Source organism: Shewanella donghaensis (assembly GCF_007567505.1).
GTDB classification, from domain to species: domain Bacteria; phylum Pseudomonadota; class Gammaproteobacteria; order Enterobacterales; family Shewanellaceae; genus Shewanella; species Shewanella donghaensis.
On the sequence record NZ_CP041783.1, the window covers coordinates 3,927,014 to 3,947,182 of the forward strand.

The 20,169-nt window shown below is 40.9% G+C and carries 18 protein-coding genes; 10 read left to right on the top strand and 8 right to left on the bottom strand.

The window, feature by feature from the left end:
* Positions 1-12: 12 nt before the first annotated feature.
* The 4 genes from FPK91_RS16800 to FPK91_RS16815 all read right to left on the bottom strand — a co-directional run bounded on the left by FPK91_RS16800 (position 13) and on the right by FPK91_RS16815 (position 6,147).
* The gene (locus FPK91_RS16800; RefSeq protein ID WP_144212591.1) at positions 13-1,338 is read right to left on the bottom strand and encodes an HlyD family type I secretion periplasmic adaptor subunit; all 1,326 of its coding nucleotides are present in this window, start codon (positions 1,336-1,338) and stop codon (positions 13-15) included.
* Positions 1,331-3,403: a peptidase domain-containing ABC transporter gene (locus tag FPK91_RS16805; protein ID WP_144212593.1), complete on the bottom strand. Its 2,073-nt coding sequence runs from the start codon at positions 3,401-3,403 to the stop codon at positions 1,331-1,333. Before FPK91_RS16805 ends, FPK91_RS16800 begins: the two co-directional genes overlap by 8 nt.
* Complete coding sequence (locus tag FPK91_RS16810) at positions 3,400-5,082, bottom strand: ABC transporter transmembrane domain-containing protein (RefSeq protein WP_144212595.1); 1,683 nt, start codon at positions 5,080-5,082, stop codon at positions 3,400-3,402. Before FPK91_RS16810 ends, FPK91_RS16805 begins: the two co-directional genes overlap by 4 nt.
* Before the next feature lie 345 nt (positions 5,083-5,427).
* Positions 5,428-6,147 (bottom strand): SDR family oxidoreductase, encoded by a 720-nt coding sequence (locus FPK91_RS16815; RefSeq protein ID WP_144212598.1) that lies wholly within the window; start codon positions 6,145-6,147, stop codon positions 5,428-5,430.
* Between the two features lie 136 nt (positions 6,148-6,283).
* Between FPK91_RS16815 and FPK91_RS16820 the strand changes: the two genes are divergently transcribed.
* Together FPK91_RS16820 and traF are read left to right on the top strand one after the other, a co-directional pair.
* Complete coding sequence (locus tag FPK91_RS16820; protein WP_144212600.1) at positions 6,284-7,189, top strand: LysR substrate-binding domain-containing protein; 906 nt, start codon at positions 6,284-6,286, stop codon at positions 7,187-7,189.
* A 135-nt stretch (positions 7,190-7,324) separates the two neighbouring features.
* Complete coding sequence (traF, locus tag FPK91_RS16825; protein ID WP_144212602.1) at positions 7,325-8,515, top strand: conjugal transfer protein TraF; 1,191 nt, start codon at positions 7,325-7,327, stop codon at positions 8,513-8,515.
* Positions 8,516-8,579: 64 nt separating this feature from the next.
* Here the strand turns inward: traF and FPK91_RS16830 are convergent, their stop codons facing one another.
* Together FPK91_RS16830 and metJ are read right to left on the bottom strand one after the other, a co-directional pair.
* Entirely contained in the window at positions 8,580-9,320 is a 741-nt protein-coding gene (locus FPK91_RS16830) for a sulfite exporter TauE/SafE family protein (protein ID WP_144212604.1), read from the bottom strand.
* Positions 9,321-9,448: 128 nt separating this feature from the next.
* The gene (gene metJ / locus FPK91_RS16835; protein WP_144212606.1) at positions 9,449-9,763 is read right to left on the bottom strand and encodes a met regulon transcriptional regulator MetJ; all 315 of its coding nucleotides are present in this window, start codon (positions 9,761-9,763) and stop codon (positions 9,449-9,451) included.
* 206 nt (positions 9,764-9,969) lie between these two features.
* Between metJ and metB the strand changes: the two genes are divergently transcribed.
* The 8 genes from metB to FPK91_RS16875 all read left to right on the top strand — a co-directional run bounded on the left by metB (position 9,970) and on the right by FPK91_RS16875 (position 18,781).
* Positions 9,970-11,130, top strand: a complete 1,161-nt coding sequence (gene metB, locus FPK91_RS16840; protein ID WP_144212608.1) for a cystathionine gamma-synthase — start codon at positions 9,970-9,972, stop codon at positions 11,128-11,130.
* 59 nt (positions 11,131-11,189) lie between these two features.
* On the top strand, positions 11,190-13,583 hold the full coding sequence (locus FPK91_RS16845; protein WP_144212610.1) for a bifunctional aspartate kinase/homoserine dehydrogenase II: 2,394 nt from the start codon (positions 11,190-11,192) through the stop codon (positions 13,581-13,583).
* A 249-nt stretch (positions 13,584-13,832) separates the two neighbouring features.
* Positions 13,833-14,486 carry a c-type cytochrome gene (locus FPK91_RS16850; protein ID WP_405127318.1) on the top strand — a complete coding sequence of 218 codons (654 nt, stop codon included), beginning with the start codon at positions 13,833-13,835 and terminating at the stop codon, positions 14,484-14,486.
* A 9-nt stretch (positions 14,487-14,495) separates the two neighbouring features.
* Complete coding sequence (locus FPK91_RS16855) at positions 14,496-15,539, top strand: c-type cytochrome (RefSeq protein WP_144212612.1); 1,044 nt, start codon at positions 14,496-14,498, stop codon at positions 15,537-15,539.
* A gap of 117 nt (positions 15,540-15,656) precedes the next feature.
* Positions 15,657-15,971: a cysteine-rich CWC family protein gene (locus FPK91_RS16860; protein ID WP_144212614.1), complete on the top strand. Its 315-nt coding sequence runs from the start codon at positions 15,657-15,659 to the stop codon at positions 15,969-15,971.
* Between the two features lie 178 nt (positions 15,972-16,149).
* Positions 16,150-16,683, top strand: coding sequence for an SRPBCC family protein (locus FPK91_RS16865; RefSeq protein ID WP_319593223.1), 534 nt, complete (start codon positions 16,150-16,152; stop codon positions 16,681-16,683).
* A gap of 260 nt (positions 16,684-16,943) precedes the next feature.
* Positions 16,944-18,311, top strand: a complete 1,368-nt coding sequence (locus FPK91_RS16870; RefSeq protein ID WP_144212616.1) for an alanine/glycine:cation symporter family protein — start codon at positions 16,944-16,946, stop codon at positions 18,309-18,311.
* 83 nt (positions 18,312-18,394) lie between these two features.
* The gene (locus FPK91_RS16875; RefSeq protein ID WP_144212618.1) at positions 18,395-18,781 is read left to right on the top strand and encodes a hypothetical protein; all 387 of its coding nucleotides are present in this window, start codon (positions 18,395-18,397) and stop codon (positions 18,779-18,781) included.
* A gap of 119 nt (positions 18,782-18,900) precedes the next feature.
* On the opposite strand, the gene FPK91_RS20975 is transcribed toward FPK91_RS16875, so the two are convergent.
* Complete coding sequence (locus tag FPK91_RS20975) at positions 18,901-19,077, bottom strand: PA3496 family putative envelope integrity protein (protein WP_168926931.1); 177 nt, start codon at positions 19,075-19,077, stop codon at positions 18,901-18,903.
* 296 nt (positions 19,078-19,373) lie between these two features.
* Complete coding sequence (locus tag FPK91_RS16880) at positions 19,374-20,066, bottom strand: TorF family putative porin (protein WP_144212620.1); 693 nt, start codon at positions 20,064-20,066, stop codon at positions 19,374-19,376.
* Between the last annotated feature and the right edge of the window lie 103 nt (positions 20,067-20,169).

Below are 20,169 nucleotides of genomic sequence, written 5' to 3' on the forward strand. Positions count from 1 at the left end.
GACTCCTACCATTTATCTTTCGCCAAATGCTTCGTTAATGTTGGTGAACACAGGTTTCCATAGGTATTGGAACACGCTTTTTTCACCTGTAACAATATCTGCTTCGCCAGTCATTCCTGGAATTAATGCAAAACTATCGGGATTATCCAAAAAGTAGGGCTTATCAATGGCAAGCTGCACTTTATAAAATACGCCGCCTTTTTCATCTTTATCTGTACTCGGTGAAATACGTTTTACGATTCCATCTAACGCGCCATAACGACTGTAATCAAACGCATCAATTTTAATACGTGCTGATTGACCAACATGCACAAAGCCGATATCTCTTGGTGACAATTTAATTTCCATCAAACCTGTTTTGGTCATTGGAACAATTACAGCCACAGTGCCGCCGGGTTGAATGACGCTGCCAGTTGAAGATGTTGGGATTGATTGAATGATGCCGTCAACAGGTGCGGTTACGGTGTTTTGAGATACCAGTGAGTTGGATGATTTTAGCCTTGCTGTGACACCTAACAATTCAGCTTGTGTGTCAGTACGTTTTTCACCCACTTCTTTTAATAATGAAGCTTGTCTTTGTTTGAGTTGTTGCTGAAGGTTTAGCAGGTTCTTGGTGAGAACTTGTTGTTTGCTTTCCATCGCCTTTAGCTCTCGCATGTAAGAATCAAGCTTTTGCTGTGATTCTAAAATGCGTAACTTTGATACTGCTTGTTCTTCGGTGACAGACAACATCATTTTTAACGTTTGTTCAGCGGTTTGAATTTGATCGCTAAGGGGAGGGATTTCTGTTTTTAGTCCATCGATTTCAGCTTGCGATTTGGCTATTTCAGATTCTGAAAGCTGCTCAATTGCCACTCGTTCATCGATCATGCGATTTAGCGAAGACTTATGCAGTTTAACCAGTTGCGGGTACTCATAGGCGAACTCATCAAAATTGGCATCACGTGCATCAATGAAGGCTTCATAACGTTCAATTCGCATCATTAAATTAGCGCGTTTACTGTAAAGCTCTTCCTCGGCTGATAAGCTATCAATAGAGACAAAACTTGCCAAAATATCACCTTGCTTAACAACGTCACCTTCTTCGACTACGACTGAAGCAATAGTGCCACCAGCACGGCTTTGTATGACCTGCCTATGGCCTAACGGCACCACTTGTCCTTTGGATTTTGAAATTTCTTCTACGCTGGTAAAAACAGACCAAACCAACATGATTAATATTGAACCCGTGATCAATAAGATGATATTTCGAATGAACTTCCGCTCAGCAGGTGCTTCAATTGCTTCTGCAAATTCATGTTCTGGCCAGACTCTATTAGCTAGTTGACGATTATCCATTGGTTGGAGACTCCTGCATGACGGTGTTATTGGCATCTGGCGTTTGAGGTGCTTGATCGGGGATTGGACCCGCATAAACCACGGCGCCTTTATCAAGAATAATGACTTTGTCAGCGTGTTGAATTAAATCTTGATCGTGGCTAGTAAATATTACGGTTGATTTTCCTTTTAAGTTTAATAAGGTTTTTATCAACTGCTGTTTCGATTCTGGATTGCGATGGGGTAATGGTTCATCAAGCAATAACAATGGAGATTGTTTTATCAGTGCGCGGGCAAGGTTTATGTAGCTGCCTTCAATAGCCGAAAGCATGGCGTTATTCTCACCGAGTAAATCAACCGATAAGTCATTATTGATGCTATTAAAAAAGCTGGCCCCACCGGCAGTCAAAATAGCGGTTTTAATTTCATCATCGGTTGCACCTGGTTTAGCTATACGGATGTTTTCAGCTAAAGTCCCAGGGAAAATATCAGGTTGTGATGGGCTATAAGCGACCCAATGCCTGAAGATTTCAGTGTCATATTGTTTTAAATTTTTCCCATTCACGGTAACAAATCCGGCTTGTGCTTCTAAGACGCCTAAAGCGCTCAGTAGCAAGGTTGATTTACCACAGGCATTGGGCCCTATAACGGCAACTAATTCACCGGGTTCTATGTCTACATTCACACCTGATAGTGCAGGTTCTCCTTCAGCTTTGTATCTCAGGGTTAAATGCTGAAATGAAATTGCAGGAGCTTGAGTGTTATCAGGGGTGTCGAGGCGCAATTCAGATTGCTCTGTTGTGGCCTGCATGAACCGATCAAACTGCTTAACTGCTACATCCATCATGGTGAATTTTTGTTGAGATGAAAATGCCAGTTGTGCAGGGCCAGTTATACGCCAAATCATCATCACACAGGCAATTAATGCACCAGGGGAAATAGTTTGGTTTAGCACTAAAAATATTCCGGTAAATACTGTGATAAGCGCGGTGAATAAACTCAATGAATGAGCAATGGCTGCATTTAGGCCATTTCGTTTAGCGTAAAGAAAATTCTGGCGACTGTTTTCACGGCATTGACGAAGAAATTTTGTTTGCCAGCCTTCAGTATCGCCAGCCGCTTTGAGTTGCAGTAGATTTTTCGCTAGTTCGCTTAGGGCATTTTGATACTCGCCACTAATGGTGGGTGAAGCAGCTTGAACATAGCGGCTGACGACTTTCATCACCAAGTAATAGAGCATCAACATGCCAATAGGCACTAATACTAGCCAGCCACTTAAAAACATAATCGCCAGCAGTGCAATAATAGTGAAGGGCAGGTCGACTAAGCCGCCACCTCCAGGGCCAGATAATAGCATTCTGACTTTTTCCGCATTACGCATTCTAGCGATATGATTTGAAATACCGACACGCGAAAGGACCATTAACGGCATGTGTAATAATCGATAAAAGGTTATCTGGGAAAGATCTCTAGCAAACCGATTACTGGTGGTGGCAAGAATTTGCGCCCGCGCTAAGCGGGTTGATACTAATACGCCAATCGCTAGCGCCCCACCTAAGGCAATGCTGGGTAATATGGAGGGTGTTTGACCACCAATTACTCGGTCATATACAGCCATAGTAAATAGAGGTACTGCTAACCCTGTAATACTGGACAGTAAGCTAAGCCAGAACACAGGGCGGTACCATTTGGTTCTTTTACTCATGTGAGCAGCAAAAGCTTGAACACTCTTTTTGCTGCGGGGTAATGCATCGATAACAAATAGGTAGGCATCATCAGTTAGCTGAGTTATATCGACCGCTTGCCAATGATTGTTTTCTAATTTTTCGAACTGATGTCCCTGTCTTCTTGCTATAAAGGCATTGTCTTTGGCTGGGACAACCAAGAAAGGGTGGATGGTTAAATGCAGCGTATTATCTGACGGTTTAATAACAGAGAAACCAATTTGATGCTTTTTTAATATCCGAGACACCGCTAGGGTATTGAGGTCGTTTTCAGTGTCACTGGCAACGTTACTGGCTTGAGTGTAAAGACCTAATTGTTGGAACAGCTCCACCAGTAATGGCTTTAGTTCTAAAGTCTTCATAGGATCACCTCCTGTGAATCACTATTATCCATGTGCGGTGATTTATTAGTTTCTTTAGGCTGAGCATGCCCCTCAATTGTGACAACTTCATCACTAATTTTACCGAGTTCAGAGTAATGAGATGCTGCCACAATGGTCATTTGTTGTTTCAGTTGGGCTAATAAGGTGAGTAATTTATTTTGGGCATCCGCATCAAGTGAAATCATCGGCTCATCCAGCAGCAATATTGACGGTTTTTGAACTATCGCTCTGACTATTGAAATGAGTTTAATCGCCCCTTTATTTAGCATTTGATTATCGTTTTCCCCCACTGAAGTTTGATAACCATTGGGCAGTTCGGCAATTTTAGCCGTTAAGCCTAAACTGTCAGCAATTGCCATTGCTTGTGGTTCATACTCTGCTCGGAACATGGTCATATTCTCAAGTAAACTACCTGCAAATAAGGTTGGCCAAGGGGCAACATAATTAACTGATTGTCGAAACTCTTTACTATCGTGTGCATGAAGTAAAACCCCATCAATGGCGACTTCACCTGTATTTATCTTTTGAAATCCAGCAATGATACTGAGTAAGTGGCTAGCATGACTCAGGGGATTTGATTGCAGGGTAACTAAGGTTTTAGGGAGGATCTCTAAATTCAACTGTTGAATGACAGTGCCTAAATTACTGCTATCGACTTTTTGAAATGTAATGGGGCCGTTAGGAATTTTTTGTTGATAGATTTTTTTAGCACTAAACGCTTCAGCTGGAATGGCGGTTAAATCATCTACGTGTGACATCGCCGTTTTGGCACTAACAAGTCGAGAGCGAAGACTAATAATCGCGCTTAATGGTGCGATGGCGCGACCTGCTAATATTGAACATGCCGCCAGTCCACCTGTTGTAAGCGAACCGTTAAGGACTTCTAAACAACCTAGCATCACTAATATTAATGTTGTTCCTTGCGATGCTGCTTGGATGACTTCTTGTAACTTAGCCGATAACCAATCGACTTGTTGCTGTTGTGCCAGTCGCTGATGGTTTATTTTATTATAAATACTGGCTAATCGATCTTCTAAAGATAGGGCCTTGGCTGTGGTTAGCCCTGATAACACCAGTATCAACATTCGGGTTCGTTCAGCATCTGAAAGAGCGAGGTTTTCAGTAGCGATAGCGAGTTTCTTGCCAATGGCATAAACCAGAGCGCCAACAACTAGCCAGACAACTATCGGAATGAATACCAGCGGGCCACCAATGTAAGCGACTAAAGCTAAGAAAATTAATACAAATGGAAAATCCATTAGTGCCACAATTGCTTGCCCTGAATAGAGTTCTCGCATACTCGCAATACTGGCTAAACCATTAGTGACTTTACCTGTTCCCATGGCTTCAACATGGTGATAGTCCGCTTGCATAAGCTTGTTAACCACCTTGGTCGTGGTTTCTAATTCAAAATTGGCTGCAGATGCCGCAAGTAACCAACTGCGGCCATATCTGAGTAATAATTCCAGCAATATGGCAATCGCCACACCGGAAACAAGAATAGTGGCAGTACCATAACCTTGATTTGGCAGAATACGATCGTAGATTTGTAGCATGGTGAAGGGCAGCGCAAGCGACAATAAATTGATAAATGTCGATGACAATAATAGTTCGGGAAATGCTTTATTTCTGGAAAATAAACGGAAGTTTTCCTGCATACAAAAAGTGTCCTTTTTATTGCCAATATGTAATTGATAAACAATCAATATATTTCTGCTTTAAGCGTAGCTTGTTTTAGTTAAGTTTCATTACATATGTATAACTTAATTGAAACTTTAAGCAATTAATATAACACCTTGGGATTAATCTAATTTTTTTCAAATATAGCTAGTTTGCTAGTAATGGAGGAATTATTGCGAAACATAAGAGAATGCGTTTATATGAGGTACGCATGAAGTATGCTGAGGGAGGCAGTTTATTAAAATTAATGCGAAGATAATAAAAAACCATGAGTCATCACTCATGGTTTTTGAAATGGGTACTTATCGAGACTCGATGTACTTTTAAGGTTGTTGGCGTGTTGGTGCTAATACAATTTCTCTTACACAAACATTTTGCGGCATTTCAAAGGCAAATACTGCCGCATCAGCAACCGCAGTTGGCTCGATAACGCCGCCCATGAATTCTTTCCAATCTTGATAGCCTGCTTTAATTTCTTCATTAGTTGTGTGGCTAAGCAGTGCTGTTTCAACGGCGCCGGGTGCGATAGTGACCATACGTACATCATCCATAGCGACTTCTTCGCGGATATTTTCAGTTAGCGCATGAACAGCAAACTTACTGGCACAATAAGCTGCGTGGTTAGGGAATGTTTTACGCCCTGCAATAGAGCTTACATTGATGATAGTGCCTGTTTTACGGGCCTTCATATCAGCAAGAACAGCATGAATGCCATTAAGCACGCCCATAACATTGATGTTGAGCATTTGGCTCCATTCTGCAGGATCTTGCACATCAGCTTGTCCAAGTAACATAACACCAGCGTTATTAATCAGGCAGCCAACAGTACCAAACTTTGCTTCAGCAGTCGCAATCGCAGCTTTCATTGCTGCAGCATCAGTAACATCTACACTGATAGATAAACTGTTTGGTAAGTTAAGTGCTTGCATTGGCTCAACGCGACGAGCAAGTAAAAGTAGTGGGTGACCTTTAGCGCTAAATGCGTTCGCCATAGCGGCACCGATACCTGATGATGCGCCAGTAATGACAACAAGTGATTTCATGATTTTTACCTCGTTCGTTAAGTTGTGCCCATTATAGGTATTACTTTATTGTTGATATATAATCCACAAAGAACATCATTGTTTACCTGTGACTCCTAATATCTTTTGATGAAGACACACAAAAATAGAAATTATTATGAACTTAGATATAAATTTGATTGATATCAGAGCCTTTGTGGTGATTGCCGAGCAGGGCAACTTTACCCAAGCGGCGCAAGTATTAGGCTGTTCAAGGTCGCATTTATCAAAGCAGTTACTGAGTTTAGAAAAGTTTCTTGGAGTTAGCCTTATCATTAGGACAACCAGAACTCAGCGTTTAACAGAACAAGGCGAACAGTTACTGACTCAATGTCAGCAAGCGTTGGAACAGATCGATCAAGTGGTCGCAATGGCATTGGATAGCGCCGAAAAACTACAAGGTAATATTCACATTAACTGTGTAGGTGGAGTCATTGGTGAAGATATCCTTGTTCAGTTAGTTAATGACTTTATTAAGCAATATCCAGACATCACCATCGATCTTGATTTTAGTAGCCAACGAGTAGATTTAATTGAAGGGCATTTCGATATTGTATTCAGAATGGGGCAACTCGCTGATTCTAGCTTAGTAGGGCGAAAGCTCATGGATATTGAAAATAGAACTCTAGTATCGCCACACTATTTAGCTAAGCATGGTCAGCCAATACATCCTAGCGAACTAAATCAGCATTCGTGTATCACTGGTTCAATTAACCATTGGCGCTTTAACCATAAGCATGACGATCTGAATGTAGAGGTTGCGATCAAAGGCGGTTTTAAGTGTAAAAATGGCCGAGCAATGAAAGCCAGTGCGTTGGCCGGAAATGGCATAGTACGTTTGCCATATTTATACTGTCCAGATGAAATTAATACCGGTGAACTCGTTGATGTTTTTAGTGATTGGCATATTCCCGATACGCCATTTTATATGCTTTATCACAAAGATAAATTTCAACCGGAAAGACTGAAAAAATTTATCCAATTTACCATGGACAATTTTAAACGCTATCTACCTGATTCATAGCTTATTCACTGAATAAACCACTTGAAATTCAGATTTGTTAGCACTTAGGAAACGCTAAATACTGATGCTATCAAGTCACGTTTTTATTTTTATCGACTATCTTTAATTAGATAACAAAAATGAAAATGGTGAATAATGAGATCAATAGCGCTACTGGTGTTTTCACTGCTGTTTGCGATAAGTTCGCAAGCTAGCCAGCTTTATTTTGAAGCTCGCAGTAATAGCATGGGCGGCACTGGTGTGGCATCTTCAAATCGTGAAGGTGCAAGTTTTATTAATCCTGCTTTACTTGCCATATATGCCCCCAAGACTAATAAATTCTCCCTGCTTTTACCCGTTGTTGGCGTTGAACTTGATGATAGTGATGAGATGGTCGATAAATTTGATTCACTGCAAGACTCATATGATGGATTAGAAAGTGCGATTAACGGCAGCGATACTGATAATATCGAGCGTTATAGAGACGACTTAGTTACTGACTTAACCTCACTCAAAGGCAGTACCGCAAGTTTTTCTGCTGGTGTTGGTGCAGCATTAGTTATTCCCACTCAAACAGTACCAATGGCGATATTTTATAAGAGCTATATCGATGGCGTTGGTGTAGCTGATATTGCTCAGTCAGATATTGATATACTCAGTAGTTTAGACCCTAGTAACCCTCCTACCGATATTGCCGATTTAGATTCTCAAGGTATTGTCTTAGCTGGCGCAGTTACTGATTTTGGTGTCGCATTAAGTTTCCCTCTTTCAATCGTCAACTTGCCAGTAACAATCGGTGTGTCGCCAAAACTTCAGCGTATTGATACCTATCATTATACGGCTAATGCCAATAACTTTGATGCCGATGACTTTGATGATGATCGATATCGAAATGATGAGAGTATGTTTAATCTAGATTTAGGTGTCGCCTGGCAACCCACGGATAGTTTAACGGTCGGTTTATCAGCAAGAAATCTCATCAGTAATACGGTCACCACAGAGGAAGCACAAGGGCGTAAATTTGAATACCGCATAGAACCTCTTGTGACAGCAGGGGTGGCATATGATTGGTCTAGAGCTACTCTTACGGCAGATATTGATCTTGTGGATCAAACTCGCTTCACTGATTTTGATTCCGTTCAATTTTTACGGGTGGGTGGTGAGGTTAAGGCAACCAGCTGGCTATCATTAAGGATGGGCTATCGTCATGACTTAAAAGATAACAGCGTCGATGTATATTCATTCGGTACTGGATTTGCTATTGGGCAAGCGTTTAAGCTCGATATGACTGGTAGTTATGGCGAAGATGCTATAGGGGCTGTGTTACAAACCTCTTATCATTTTTAATGCGTAATGCTAACTTTCTATCTCGTTCTCCCTTTCCCATTCCAAAGATTGCTCATAGCTAATGTTAACCCACAGATAATTCCACTAACGACTTCACTGTAAGAATTAAAGCGCTAAAGCTACAAAGTACCAGTGTGGCGGTACGTGTCTTATTCTTGTCAACTCTATTGGTTAACTTACCAGCGACGATATTACCTAAAATCACAGAAGGTAAAAGCATTAGGGATAACCAGATATGCTTTTGTTCAACTAATCCTGCAATTACCAAGATCACCATCGCAATCATTGAACTAAATACAAAAAATATCGAAAGTGCCGCTCTAAATTGTGGCGCATCTTTGCCAGCTAATAGAATGGCTAATGGTGGTCCACCAATGGCGGCAATATTGCCAAAAATTCCTGACAATACCCCTGCAATAAATAACGTTATGCGGTTAACTGGTGCGGTTATTTTATAAAGGCTGAGAATAACGGCAGTAGCAACAATAAAGGCAATCGCTAAGCCTAGGATGGCTTGCGGAGCAAACAGTAATAATCCAGCACCGAGAAAACCACCGGGTACTCGACCCAGTAACGCATATTGCAGTCCATTGAACTGTAATGCAGTTCGTTCTCTGAGTAAGGTCATTAAGGCTATTGAAAAGCCCATCGCAATAACAGGGACTGGCACTAACTGGGGGTCGATAATATATAAGATTGGGCTGGCAACAACCGCTAACCCAAAACCGATTAAGCCTTGGGTTAATGCGCCTATAAAAATGATAACCGATGCAAGCATCAAGGTTTGCGGATCGATAAATTCCATTGTCGACTCTTTAGGCGCAATACTGCTAACTTTTTATGTTAGCAGTATCAGATTGGCTGTATGAGATTAATCATGGTGCTTGATTAAGTACGCAGACTGATTGGAAGAGTGAACTACCAGACTATGGCTTAATCTAAATCTTCCCACTCAATACCCATGCTATCCATTATGGCTTTTGCTTCTGATGGAATGCTATCAGGGCCTTCTTTAGATAAGTCATCATCATTAGGCAATGGTTGACCTGTGTATGCATGTAGAAATGCTTCACATAAAAGTTCACTATTAGTTGCATGACGCAAGTTATTTACCTGGCGGCGGGTACGTTCATCAGTAAGCACTTTTAATACTTTTAAAGGAATGGATACCGTGATTTTTTTTACTTGTTCATTTTTTTTGCCATGCTCGGCATATGGGCTGATATAGTCGCCATTCCATTCAGTCATTAACTCACCTTTATACGATAGATTCGTGGCAGATTTTAACTGCTAATTAATTACAGTCAAATTATTGCTGCTATTCTATAACGAATACAAATAGATTTCTTTATGTTTAGACGTCTAAACGGCTGATTTGTGTTGACGATGTGACTCAGCTTAGGTACATTTAGCCATCTAGACATCTCTTTGGTGCTATTTTTCAGGAGTTTACAATGAGCAAACATCGCGCAGCGACGCTAGCAGTTCGTCAAGGTATCGAAACTGATACGCAATATGGCGCAGTAGTCCCGCCGATTTACCTATCAACAAATTACTCTTTTGATGGGCATAAGAATCCTAGAGAGTTTGACTATAGTCGCTCAGGAAACCCGACACGATGCGTGTTAGGCGAAGCTATTGCCAAACTTGAAAATGGTGCAACTGGTGTTGTGACATGTACAGGTATGGCTGCTATTACTCTGGTCACTAGTTTGTTAGGTCCTAATGACTTATTGGTTGTACCCCATGATTGTTATGGTGGTAGTTACCGTTTGTTCACAAATCTTGCCAACAAAGGTCAGTTTAAATTATTGGTAGTTGATCAAACTGATGAGCAAGCATTAAGTGAAGCCATCGCACAAAAACCTAAAATGGTGTGGCTAGAAACACCCTCTAATCCATTACTTCGTGTTGTGGATATCAAATCCATCGTTGAACAAAGCCATAACGTCGATGCGTTAGTGGTAGTCGATAACACCTTTTTATCGCCAATTTTACAGCAGCCATTAGAACTTGGCGCTGATATCGTAATGCATTCAACTACCAAATATATTAATGGTCATAGTGATGTTGTTGGCGGCGCTGTGGTAGCAAAAGATCCTGAGTTAGGTGAGTTACTGCATTGGTGGTCAAACACACTTGGGCTAACGGGTTCGGCATTCGACAGTTACCTGACTTTGCGCGGTATTCGTACTTTGGCTGTACGTATTCGAGAGCACCAAATAAATGCACAACGTGTCATTGAAGTGCTTCAGGCCAGTGATGTTGTCGAAAAAGTGTATTATCCGGGATTAAAAGACCACCCAGGTCACGATATTGCCGCTAAGCAACAAAAAGGCTTCGGCGCTATGTTAAGTTTCGAGCTTAAAGGCGGCGAAGACGAAGTGGTAGCATTTTTAAGTGCACTGTCTATTTTCAGTGTGGCTGAAAGCTTGGGCGGAGTGGAAAGCTTAGTTGCCGTACCAGCGACTATGACCCATAGAGCAATGGCGCCTGAAGCGCGTTATGAAGCTGGTATTAAAGATACTTTATTGCGATTATCTGTCGGCATTGAAGATGCTGAAGACTTGGTTGCAGATATTCAAGTTGGTTTAGCTGCAGTCGCTGCACTTTAAGTTAATCTTGCCTGATTGTTTAATCATCAGGCTGGTATAAGTTGTTTAAGGAGTTAGAAATGACCCGCAGTCATTTACATAAATTTGGTGGTTCAAGTCTTGCTGATGCAGATTGCTATCGCCGCGTTGCCCATATTTTACTGACCCATGGCAACAGTGATGATTTAGTCGTGGTGTCAGCTGCGGGAAAAAGCACTAACTTTTTATATAAATTACTCTCATTAAAAGAAAATGGCGACCTGTGGCAAGAAGAGCTACAAGTTCTAGTTAGTTATCAGCAAAACCTCATTGAACAATTGTTATCTAATGAGCAAGCACGTGACTTACGTGAACGCTTATCGACAGATAAGTCACAGCTGATTAGTTTATTGTCGCTAGAGCAAAGAAACAAATTTCAATTAAACCATGTGCTCAGTTTTGGTGAGCGTTGGTCAGCAAGATTAATGGCAGCCTTGTTAAGAGAATCTGGCGTTGCAGCTGCTAACATTGATGCTTGCTCTATTCTCGTTGCAGATGAAGGCCTTGTGCCCAATATTTGCATTGAAGAGTCTCGTCAAAAAGTTCAAAAGCTGCTAGCTGCACATCCTAATGAACGCTTAGTGATTACTGGGTTTATTTGTGCCAATAACGAAGGTGATACCTTGCTACTAGGACGTAATGGTTCTGATTACAGTGCTACGATAATTGCCAGCTTAGCCGATATTGAACGAGTCACTATTTGGACTGATGTTGAAGGTGTGTTTAACGCTGATCCTAATAAAATTAATGATGCAAAATTACTTGAAAGCATGTCATTGGCTGAAGCGGATCGATTAGCAAAACTAGGATCGCCAGTATTGCATAGCCGCACCTTACAGCCGTTATTTGATACCAATGTCAGTCTCGCTGTTCGTTCTAGTTACGCATCTCATACTGATTTTACCCTTATTGCGCCGCAAAGCTCATCGGCAAGTGCTCCAGTGGTCACAAGCTTAAACGAAGTGGCGTTATTTCGCTTAAAGCAACAAGCACCAATTCAAAAAACACTAGAGTTACTAGAACAAGCGGGTATTGCCCCATTAGCTTATTGGACTTCAGCGCATCACAAAGTTGAGCTGGCGTTCACTGCTGAAAACCAACAGCAAGTTGAAGTATTACTTGAACTGCATGCAGAAGCGTTATCCATTAGCGATATACGCTCTAATACCGAATTAGGACTAGTGGCACTCGTGAGTGCTGATGCTGAACATTATCGCCGTAGTTTTGCCCGATTATTAAGTCGTGATGCTAAACCCCTGTATCAAGATGGTTTGAGTTTAGTGACCTTAGTACCTAAATCTCAGGTTAGTTTACTGACCCAAAAAGTACACCGCCGCTGCGCAGGCCCGCGCTTACGTATTGGTGTATTGCTGCTTGGTGTGGGAAATATTGGTGAAGCGTGGATAGATTTGTTCCAGCGTTCATCAGCAACACTTAATCGAGAATTAGAAGCCAATGTCCAGTTAGTTGGTTTAGTCAGCTCAAAAGAAGCGCTGATTTGTCAGCAAGGCATTGATATCAATAACTGGCAACATGATTTTGATACCACAGCTAAATCTTGGGATTACCCCAATTTATTTGAGCAACTTGAGCAACTTGATTGTGATGAGCTTGTCGCACTGGATATCAGCGCGAGTGCCAGCTTAACCTTGCAATACCCAGAGCTATTTGCACGAGGTATTCATGTTGTTAGTGCTAATAAACTAGCGGGTTCTGGTCCATTACCTTTTTATCGAGAGCTTAAGCTTCAGCTGAGTAACCGCCGTTTATTCTGGCGATATAACGCAAGTTGTGGTGCAGGTTTACCAATTCAACATGCGCTAAATGATTTACGTAATAGCGGCGATAGCATCGAAGCCGTTGGGGGTATTTTTTCAGGAACTTTATGTTGGTTGTTTGAACATTACGATGGTCAAAAGCCATTTTCGGAGTTAGTCATTGAAGCTCGCGGTCTAGGGATTACAGAGCCTGATCCTCGAGATGACTTATCTGGTCGAGATATGCAACGTAAGTTACTTATTTTAGCCCGTGAAATTGGTTTTGAAATTGAACTTGATGATATTGAGCTAAATTCATTGGTACCTACTCATTTAGCTGATTTGTCACTGGATGATTTTTTAGTGCGTATCGGCGAGTTAGATGAATTTATGCTGCAACAATTCAATGCGGCCTTAGAGCAAAATAAAGTTTTAAGGTATGTAGCATCGTTAGATAAAGTTGACGGGAAAATGCATGCTGAAGTCGGCATTCAATGGGTCGACTCAAATCACCCCTATGCCAACTTAACCCCAGGGGATAATGTGTTTGTGATTCGCAGCGCTTTCTATCAAGGGAATCCGTTGATTATTCGCGGTCCAGGTGCTGGCCGAGAGGTTACTGCTGCTGCAGTGCAGTCAGATTTAGTGCAAATATGTAAAGATTTACTCCAAGAGTAGCGTTATTTCACTATATTAACTCAAATCTATAAAGGCCTATTCCTAAAGGGAATAGGCCTTTTTTATCTACCGAAAATACCTCATTCTTGATAAGTTCCACCAAGGAATATTGTTGATTATCAAAAGCTATTAGTATTTAACCATTGAATCAATTCAGCTTTAAAATTTAATTTGTAAAGAAAATCCCGTCTTTATAGGTTACATTTAATTCCATAGTTGTTTGAAAATCACCCAAGGAGAGGGCGCTATATGAAATTTCTTGTAAAAGTCGTGACGACAATGACTGTTGTGGTGACAAGTAGTACTGCTTTGGCCAGTATTCCAGCGCAATCCCCTAAAGAGTTATTACAAAGCATACCTGCACAGGCACAAGTATGCGTCAGTTGTCATGGTGTTAATGGAGAAGGTTTAGGTGTTGCGGGGCCTAAATTAGCTGGTTTATCCAGTGAATATATTGCTAACCAGCTAACTCTTTTTCAAATCGGTTCTCGGCAGAACCCGACTATGATGGCGATGGCTGCGACTGTGCAAGGTGATGCAATTAAATTAGTCTCTGATTATTTTGCGGCTAAACCCGTCAAGGAGATAACATTACAATATCGCGGCGATAAAGTTGTGATTACTGATGTGGCTGAAAAGCTCGCTTACCAAGGTGATTGGAGCCGCGATATTCCCGCTTGTACTAGTTGTCATGGACCTTCAGGTATTGGCGCTGAAAATTTCCCTCGACTTGCAGGACAAGAACCCACTTACTTAAAGAATCAATTATTAGCTTGGCAAAATGGCACCCGTAAAGGTGATGTTGATAACATGATGGGAAATATTGCTAATAAACTAACTGCGGAAGAAATAAACGCATTATCTCAATACTTTTCAGCACAAATACCTGTGGTTAAAAAATAAGGACATACTATGAAACTATTTTATTATTTAGCTGCGGGTATGTTCATTAACTCAGTTACCGCTGCCGAACTACCTGATCGACAAGCACAAATTCCTGCAATAGCAAAAGATCCTACCGCTTTATATCTTCAACCTAGCGCTTTATCTACCATTCCAGGTGGCGAGTTTGGTGATAAAGTAAGATTAGGCTATCAGTTATTCGTCAACAGCCAGCAAATGCGTGATCAACAAGTGGGCAATGAGCTCAATTGTGTCAATTGCCATATGAATGCCGGTAATAAAGCCAATGCTTCGCCATTATGGGCGGCCTATATGGCTTACCCAGCCTATAGAAAGAAAAACGATAAAGTGAATAGCTATGAAGAACGTATTCAGGGCTGTTTTACTTATTCAATGAATGGCACCGCCCCTGCATCTGGCAGTAAAGAACTTGTGGCTATCTCAGCTTATTCATATTGGCTAGCCATGAGTGGCTTAATGAATCAATTTGATCTTGATAACAAAGTTCCTGAACTGAGTGATACAGAGCTGGTAAAGGGTGGCAATAGAGAAGACTTTCCACTCCCTGTGGAAGTTAAATCTAAATTAGATCAAAAAGCATTAGCGTCATTAGCGGGTAGAGGCTTCCCTAAACTGGCTAAACCTGAACAGGCATACTCGCTTGAGCGAGGTGAGGTTGTTTACCTGGCCCATTGCCAGACTTGCCATGGCGTTGATGGCCAAGGTATTAAAATGGCTGACGTAAGTGCTTTACCGCCATTATGGGGACCACAAAGTTATAACTGGGGCGCAGGTATGCATCGAGTGAATACCGCGGCTAACTTTATTTATGAAAACATGCCGCTGGGCAAGAGTATCCAATTGTCAGTTCAACAAGCTTGGGATGTGGCTGCATATGTGAATTCACATGAGCGTCCTCAGGATCCTCGCTATAAAGGCAACTTATCAGATACGCAAAAAAGCTATCATCAACACGATGGTTATTATGGTAAAGCCGGTGCGGGTAGCGTATTAGGGTCAAAAGCTTACCCCAATGCGCCAGCATCAAAATAAAGCATCTCATTAGCATGTAAAATGATGGAATAGAGTAGAATCGGTATTTAGAGGTTAAATTCTAAGTACCGATTTTTAATTTATGTCATAAACCTATCGAATGAAGAAGTGAATAAAATGGCTGATGTTGAAATATTCTCACCTGATCAAGTATCTAATAACGAAACAAATAGTAGCCAATCAACTTTTAACAAATTAACAATTGGTGACCCAGCTATTAGGCAATCCACTGCTATTAAACAACCTGATGAACCGTTAATTTGTCCCGTTTGTCAGCAAGCAAATCAATGTGCTGTGAGCGTGGGTAAATCGATCCAAGATTGTTGGTGTTTAGCTCAATCTACCAAAGCGTCGATAATTCCAAGAGTTTTGGATGATTTAAAAGGCCAAGCGTGTGTTTGTCAGAGCTGTTATAAAAAACTGTCAGTCTAATAACTTTTAATCTTCAGCGCTTAAAACCCTTAGTTGTCCCTCTTTATCCCATTCACTTCAGTCTTGTTGTTACTTTGTTAAAATTAATTGTGATGCGCAATGCTGTTGATATACTGAGTACTTATTAGATCCGCGCGTTTTACTTGCTGCATTTTAAATACTCAGTATATGGAAATAAATGATGATAAAAAAAATAGCCATTGTTATCGCAACCCTCATATCGCTTCCTTTCATCGTCGCATTATTTGTCTCTCAAACTTATGATGTTGAGCGCAGTGTAATAATCAATCAGCCGAAACCTTTGGTTTTTGATTATGTTAAGCATCTAAAAAATCAAAATAACTTTAGTAAGTGGGCTCAAATAGATCCCAATATGGAAAAAAGATTTACAGGAACGGATGCTACTGTTGGCTTTATTTCTGCTTGGTCTAGCGAAAACCCTGATGTGGGTGTTGGTGAACAAGAAATTCTTAATATCCTTGAAGGTGAAAGAATCGATTTCGAATTACGTTTTTTGAGCCCTTTTGAAGCAACTGAACCTGCCTACATGACCACTGAAGCCATTTCAGCAGATAAAACCTTGGTGAAATGGGGATTTAGCGGTCACATAGATTACCCAATGAACTTGACGTTTTTGTTTATTGATTTTGAAGCGATGATTGGTAATGACTTGCAACAAGGCTTAGATAATTTAAAAGTGATATTAGATTAATCGCCATAACAGAGCTTTAAGCGCTACTTTAATTATCAATTTTTTATAAATTAAGTTATTTAACCTGATGATTAATAGTTGTTATTACGAAATTTACACTGTTTGAACTACGCTGGTGTTTCCAATTTTGCGCCAATGCAGGTAATCTGAATTCCGCGCTTATCCGTTTTCAATGGATAAGCGCTAAAACTATAAAAAATAACGATTAAAAAGATCGATTAATAATAACTATAAATATTTAACTCATTATGAGGTTTTCAATGGAAGCACTAACTGCAACTCTGGGCTGGATAAACGGCGTCGTATGGGGCGTCCCCATGCTGGTGATGATTTTAGGAGTGGGATTATTTTTGTCTATCGGACTTAAGTTAATGCCAATCCTAAAATTAGGCACGGGCTTCAAACTATTATGGTCAGGCAGAAGCACTGACAGCGATAGTGAAGGCAAAGGTGAAATCAGTCCTTTTAATGCGCTGATGACATCGCTTTCTGCCACGATTGGTACGGGTAATATTGCCGGGGTCGCAACGGCTATCGTTATCGGTGGTCCTGGTGCGTTATTTTGGATGTGGTGTACCGCGTTAGTGGGCATGGCGACTAAGTTTGCCGAAGCGGTTCTGGCGGTTAAGTATCGCGAAAAAGACAGTAATGGTAATCATGTCGGTGGGCCGATGTATTACATTAAGAATGGCTTGGGCAGCAAGTGGGCTTGGTTAGGTACCGCATTTGCTGTTATGGGCTCTATCGCTGGGTTTGGTATTGGTAATACTGTGCAAACAAACTCTGTAGCTGATGCAATGAGTTCTAACTTTGGCGTGCCAAACTGGATTACAGGCCTAGTATTAATGGTGTTAGTGGGTGCAGTACTGATGGGCGGTATTAAACGTATTGCTGATGTTGCTGGTAAATTAGTGCCATTAATGACTTTATTTTATATCACTGCGGGTTTAGCTGTGTTGGTGGTCTATGCTGACCAAATTCCTGCAGCATTTGAATTAATTATTCATAGCGCGTTTAACCCTGTCGCTGCTCAAGGCGGCTTTGCTGGCGCGGCTGTATGGGCCGCTATTCGTTTTGGTGTCGCGCGTGGTGTGTTTTCAAACGAGGCGGGTCTGGGTAGTGCGCCGATTGCACATGCTGCAGCGCAAACAAACGATCCGGTTAAGCAAGGCTTAATTGCTATGTTAGGTACGTTCATTGATACCATAATCGTGTGTTCAATTACGGGGTTAGCTATTATCGTTTCGGGTGCTTGGACATCTGGCGAAAATGGCGCAGCACTGACCTCGTTCGCGTTTTCTCATGCAATACCTATGGGTAATTACATTGTGGCGGTAGCGCTTGCTGTGTTTGCTTTCACGACTATTCTAGGATGGAGTTTTTACAGTGAGAAGTGTGTTCAATACTTATTTGGTGATAAAGCGGTAAAACCATTTCGTTTAATTTGGACGCTCGTGGTGCCAATCGGCGCCGTAAGTTCATTAGAGTTTATTTGGCTATTGGCTGATACGCTCAATGCAATGATGGCCATTCCAAACTTAATTGCCTTGGCACTGCTTAGTCCTGTGGTATTTGGTTTGACTCGCGAGTACTTTGCCAAGCAAAAAGCGCTTAAGGCAAGTGTGTAACATATTTTTAGATGTTTTTATCATTGTTGATATACAAAAGGTATAGCCGTGAAGGTTATACCTTTTTTATAAATAGGCGTTTTATGCAAAGAGTCAATATTTCAAAATCTGCACTGGTTATATTATCTGTCTCAGTGTTGTTCGGCTGCAATAATATGAGCTTTAAAACCAATGTATCTGAAGCTGCTGATTACCGATATAAATCTACCACAGTAGATATTTACGAACCGAGTGAAGTGTATCGTCATGATAACGTCCCTCTAGGAGAGGTGGTTGCAAGTTATTGTCGTGATTCATATAAGCCTGACTTAACAGATAGAGCCAGCTTGTTTGATTTGAAGAAAAATTTAAAAGTTCAGACCGCAGAAATTGGCGGTAATGCACTGGTGATTACACAGTGCGGAGAAGGTAGTTTAATTGGTTGTTCTGTGTATCAAGAATGTAGAGGCTTAGCGTACGAAATAAAATAATAAAAATTAGCTTAACTACAGTTGGTTAAGGCTTAAAAAGCGCTGTTGAAGCAACACATATGATAATTCTCAAATCTTAGTTCTCACATCTTAGTTTTCACATCTTAGTGATAGCACGGCTAAAAAAAGTCATCGTCCCCTATGCTTCTACGTAACTCTGCTTGTTCTAGATATTCATCTAATCGACGTTTTACTTGTCTTTTTCGTTCAATTATCTCTGCAGAACGTCTATTTTTTGGTGACACCATGGCGTCAATTTCAGTGTCATTTGGGATAGTTTCAGTAATATTAGCCATCACTTTATCCTCATCTCTGGTGTTGTTGTAAGCCGCGATAGCTACTCTAATGAACGATAATCCTTCCTTGAACACTTATGGTTATTTACTACAAGAACGTTGAATATGATTAATGCAGCCAGTAAGGCAAAATTTAATTTAATAAAATAACCTGTTAATTTGAATGTAGCAGCAATTAAAAAAAATGCTTAATTCTGTCAGTGGATTTTTATGGATAAATAATAAAAACGCCACCCAAGGGTGACGTTTTTATGAATGACGTTCATGCATTACTGCATGAAAAGTTATATCAGCGCTTATAGACCAAAGCTATATGAATAACCTAAAACGATTTTAGCATCGTCATCGTCTAAATCGGTATCAGAAGCCATGAATGAGATGGTTCCGAAGTCAGTATCTGTGCTCAAAGAGACGTTATATTCTGAGTAGCTATCAGTTCCAAACCAACTAGTGATGATATCGCCATCTGAATAACCATAGTGAATACCAAGTGAAAGCTTTTCGGTTAACGGGAACGTTAAGTTAGCTTGAGCATACATCATGTCTTTTGAATCTAATGTTCCTGAAGCGATATCATCGCCTCCATTAACTGTGTGCGAGTAGGAAACGTCTAACCATTTCCATGCTAATCCCACAGACACTTCACCAAAATCAACGCTACCAGGCGAGTCTGGGTAAGCATAATATAAATAGTTAATGTCGTAGCTTAGATCTTCAGTGATACTGCCACCATATCCTGCGTATAGATCAAGCTCATAGCTTGTACCGTCGCCAAAATCGACATTAGATGCCCAAGTACCAGCATAAAAACCAGATTCATTCTCGTAATCTACGCCGCCCTGAACAGCGACACTATCCCCTGTTTGAGATACACCGCGCCATAGGTAGTTAGAGGTCGCACCAATATTACCTGTTACTTCAGCAAAAGCTGTGGCGCTCATTAGTAAGCCGGTCGATAGCGCAATAGCTTGATATAGTGATTTTTTCATTTTCATTCCCTTAAAGTTTTTATTTTCATTTAGTCTCAGCATAAAAGTCAGACCGCTGAGCTAAATGTTGATTTATCTGAAGGGGATATTGCTAATGATGTGC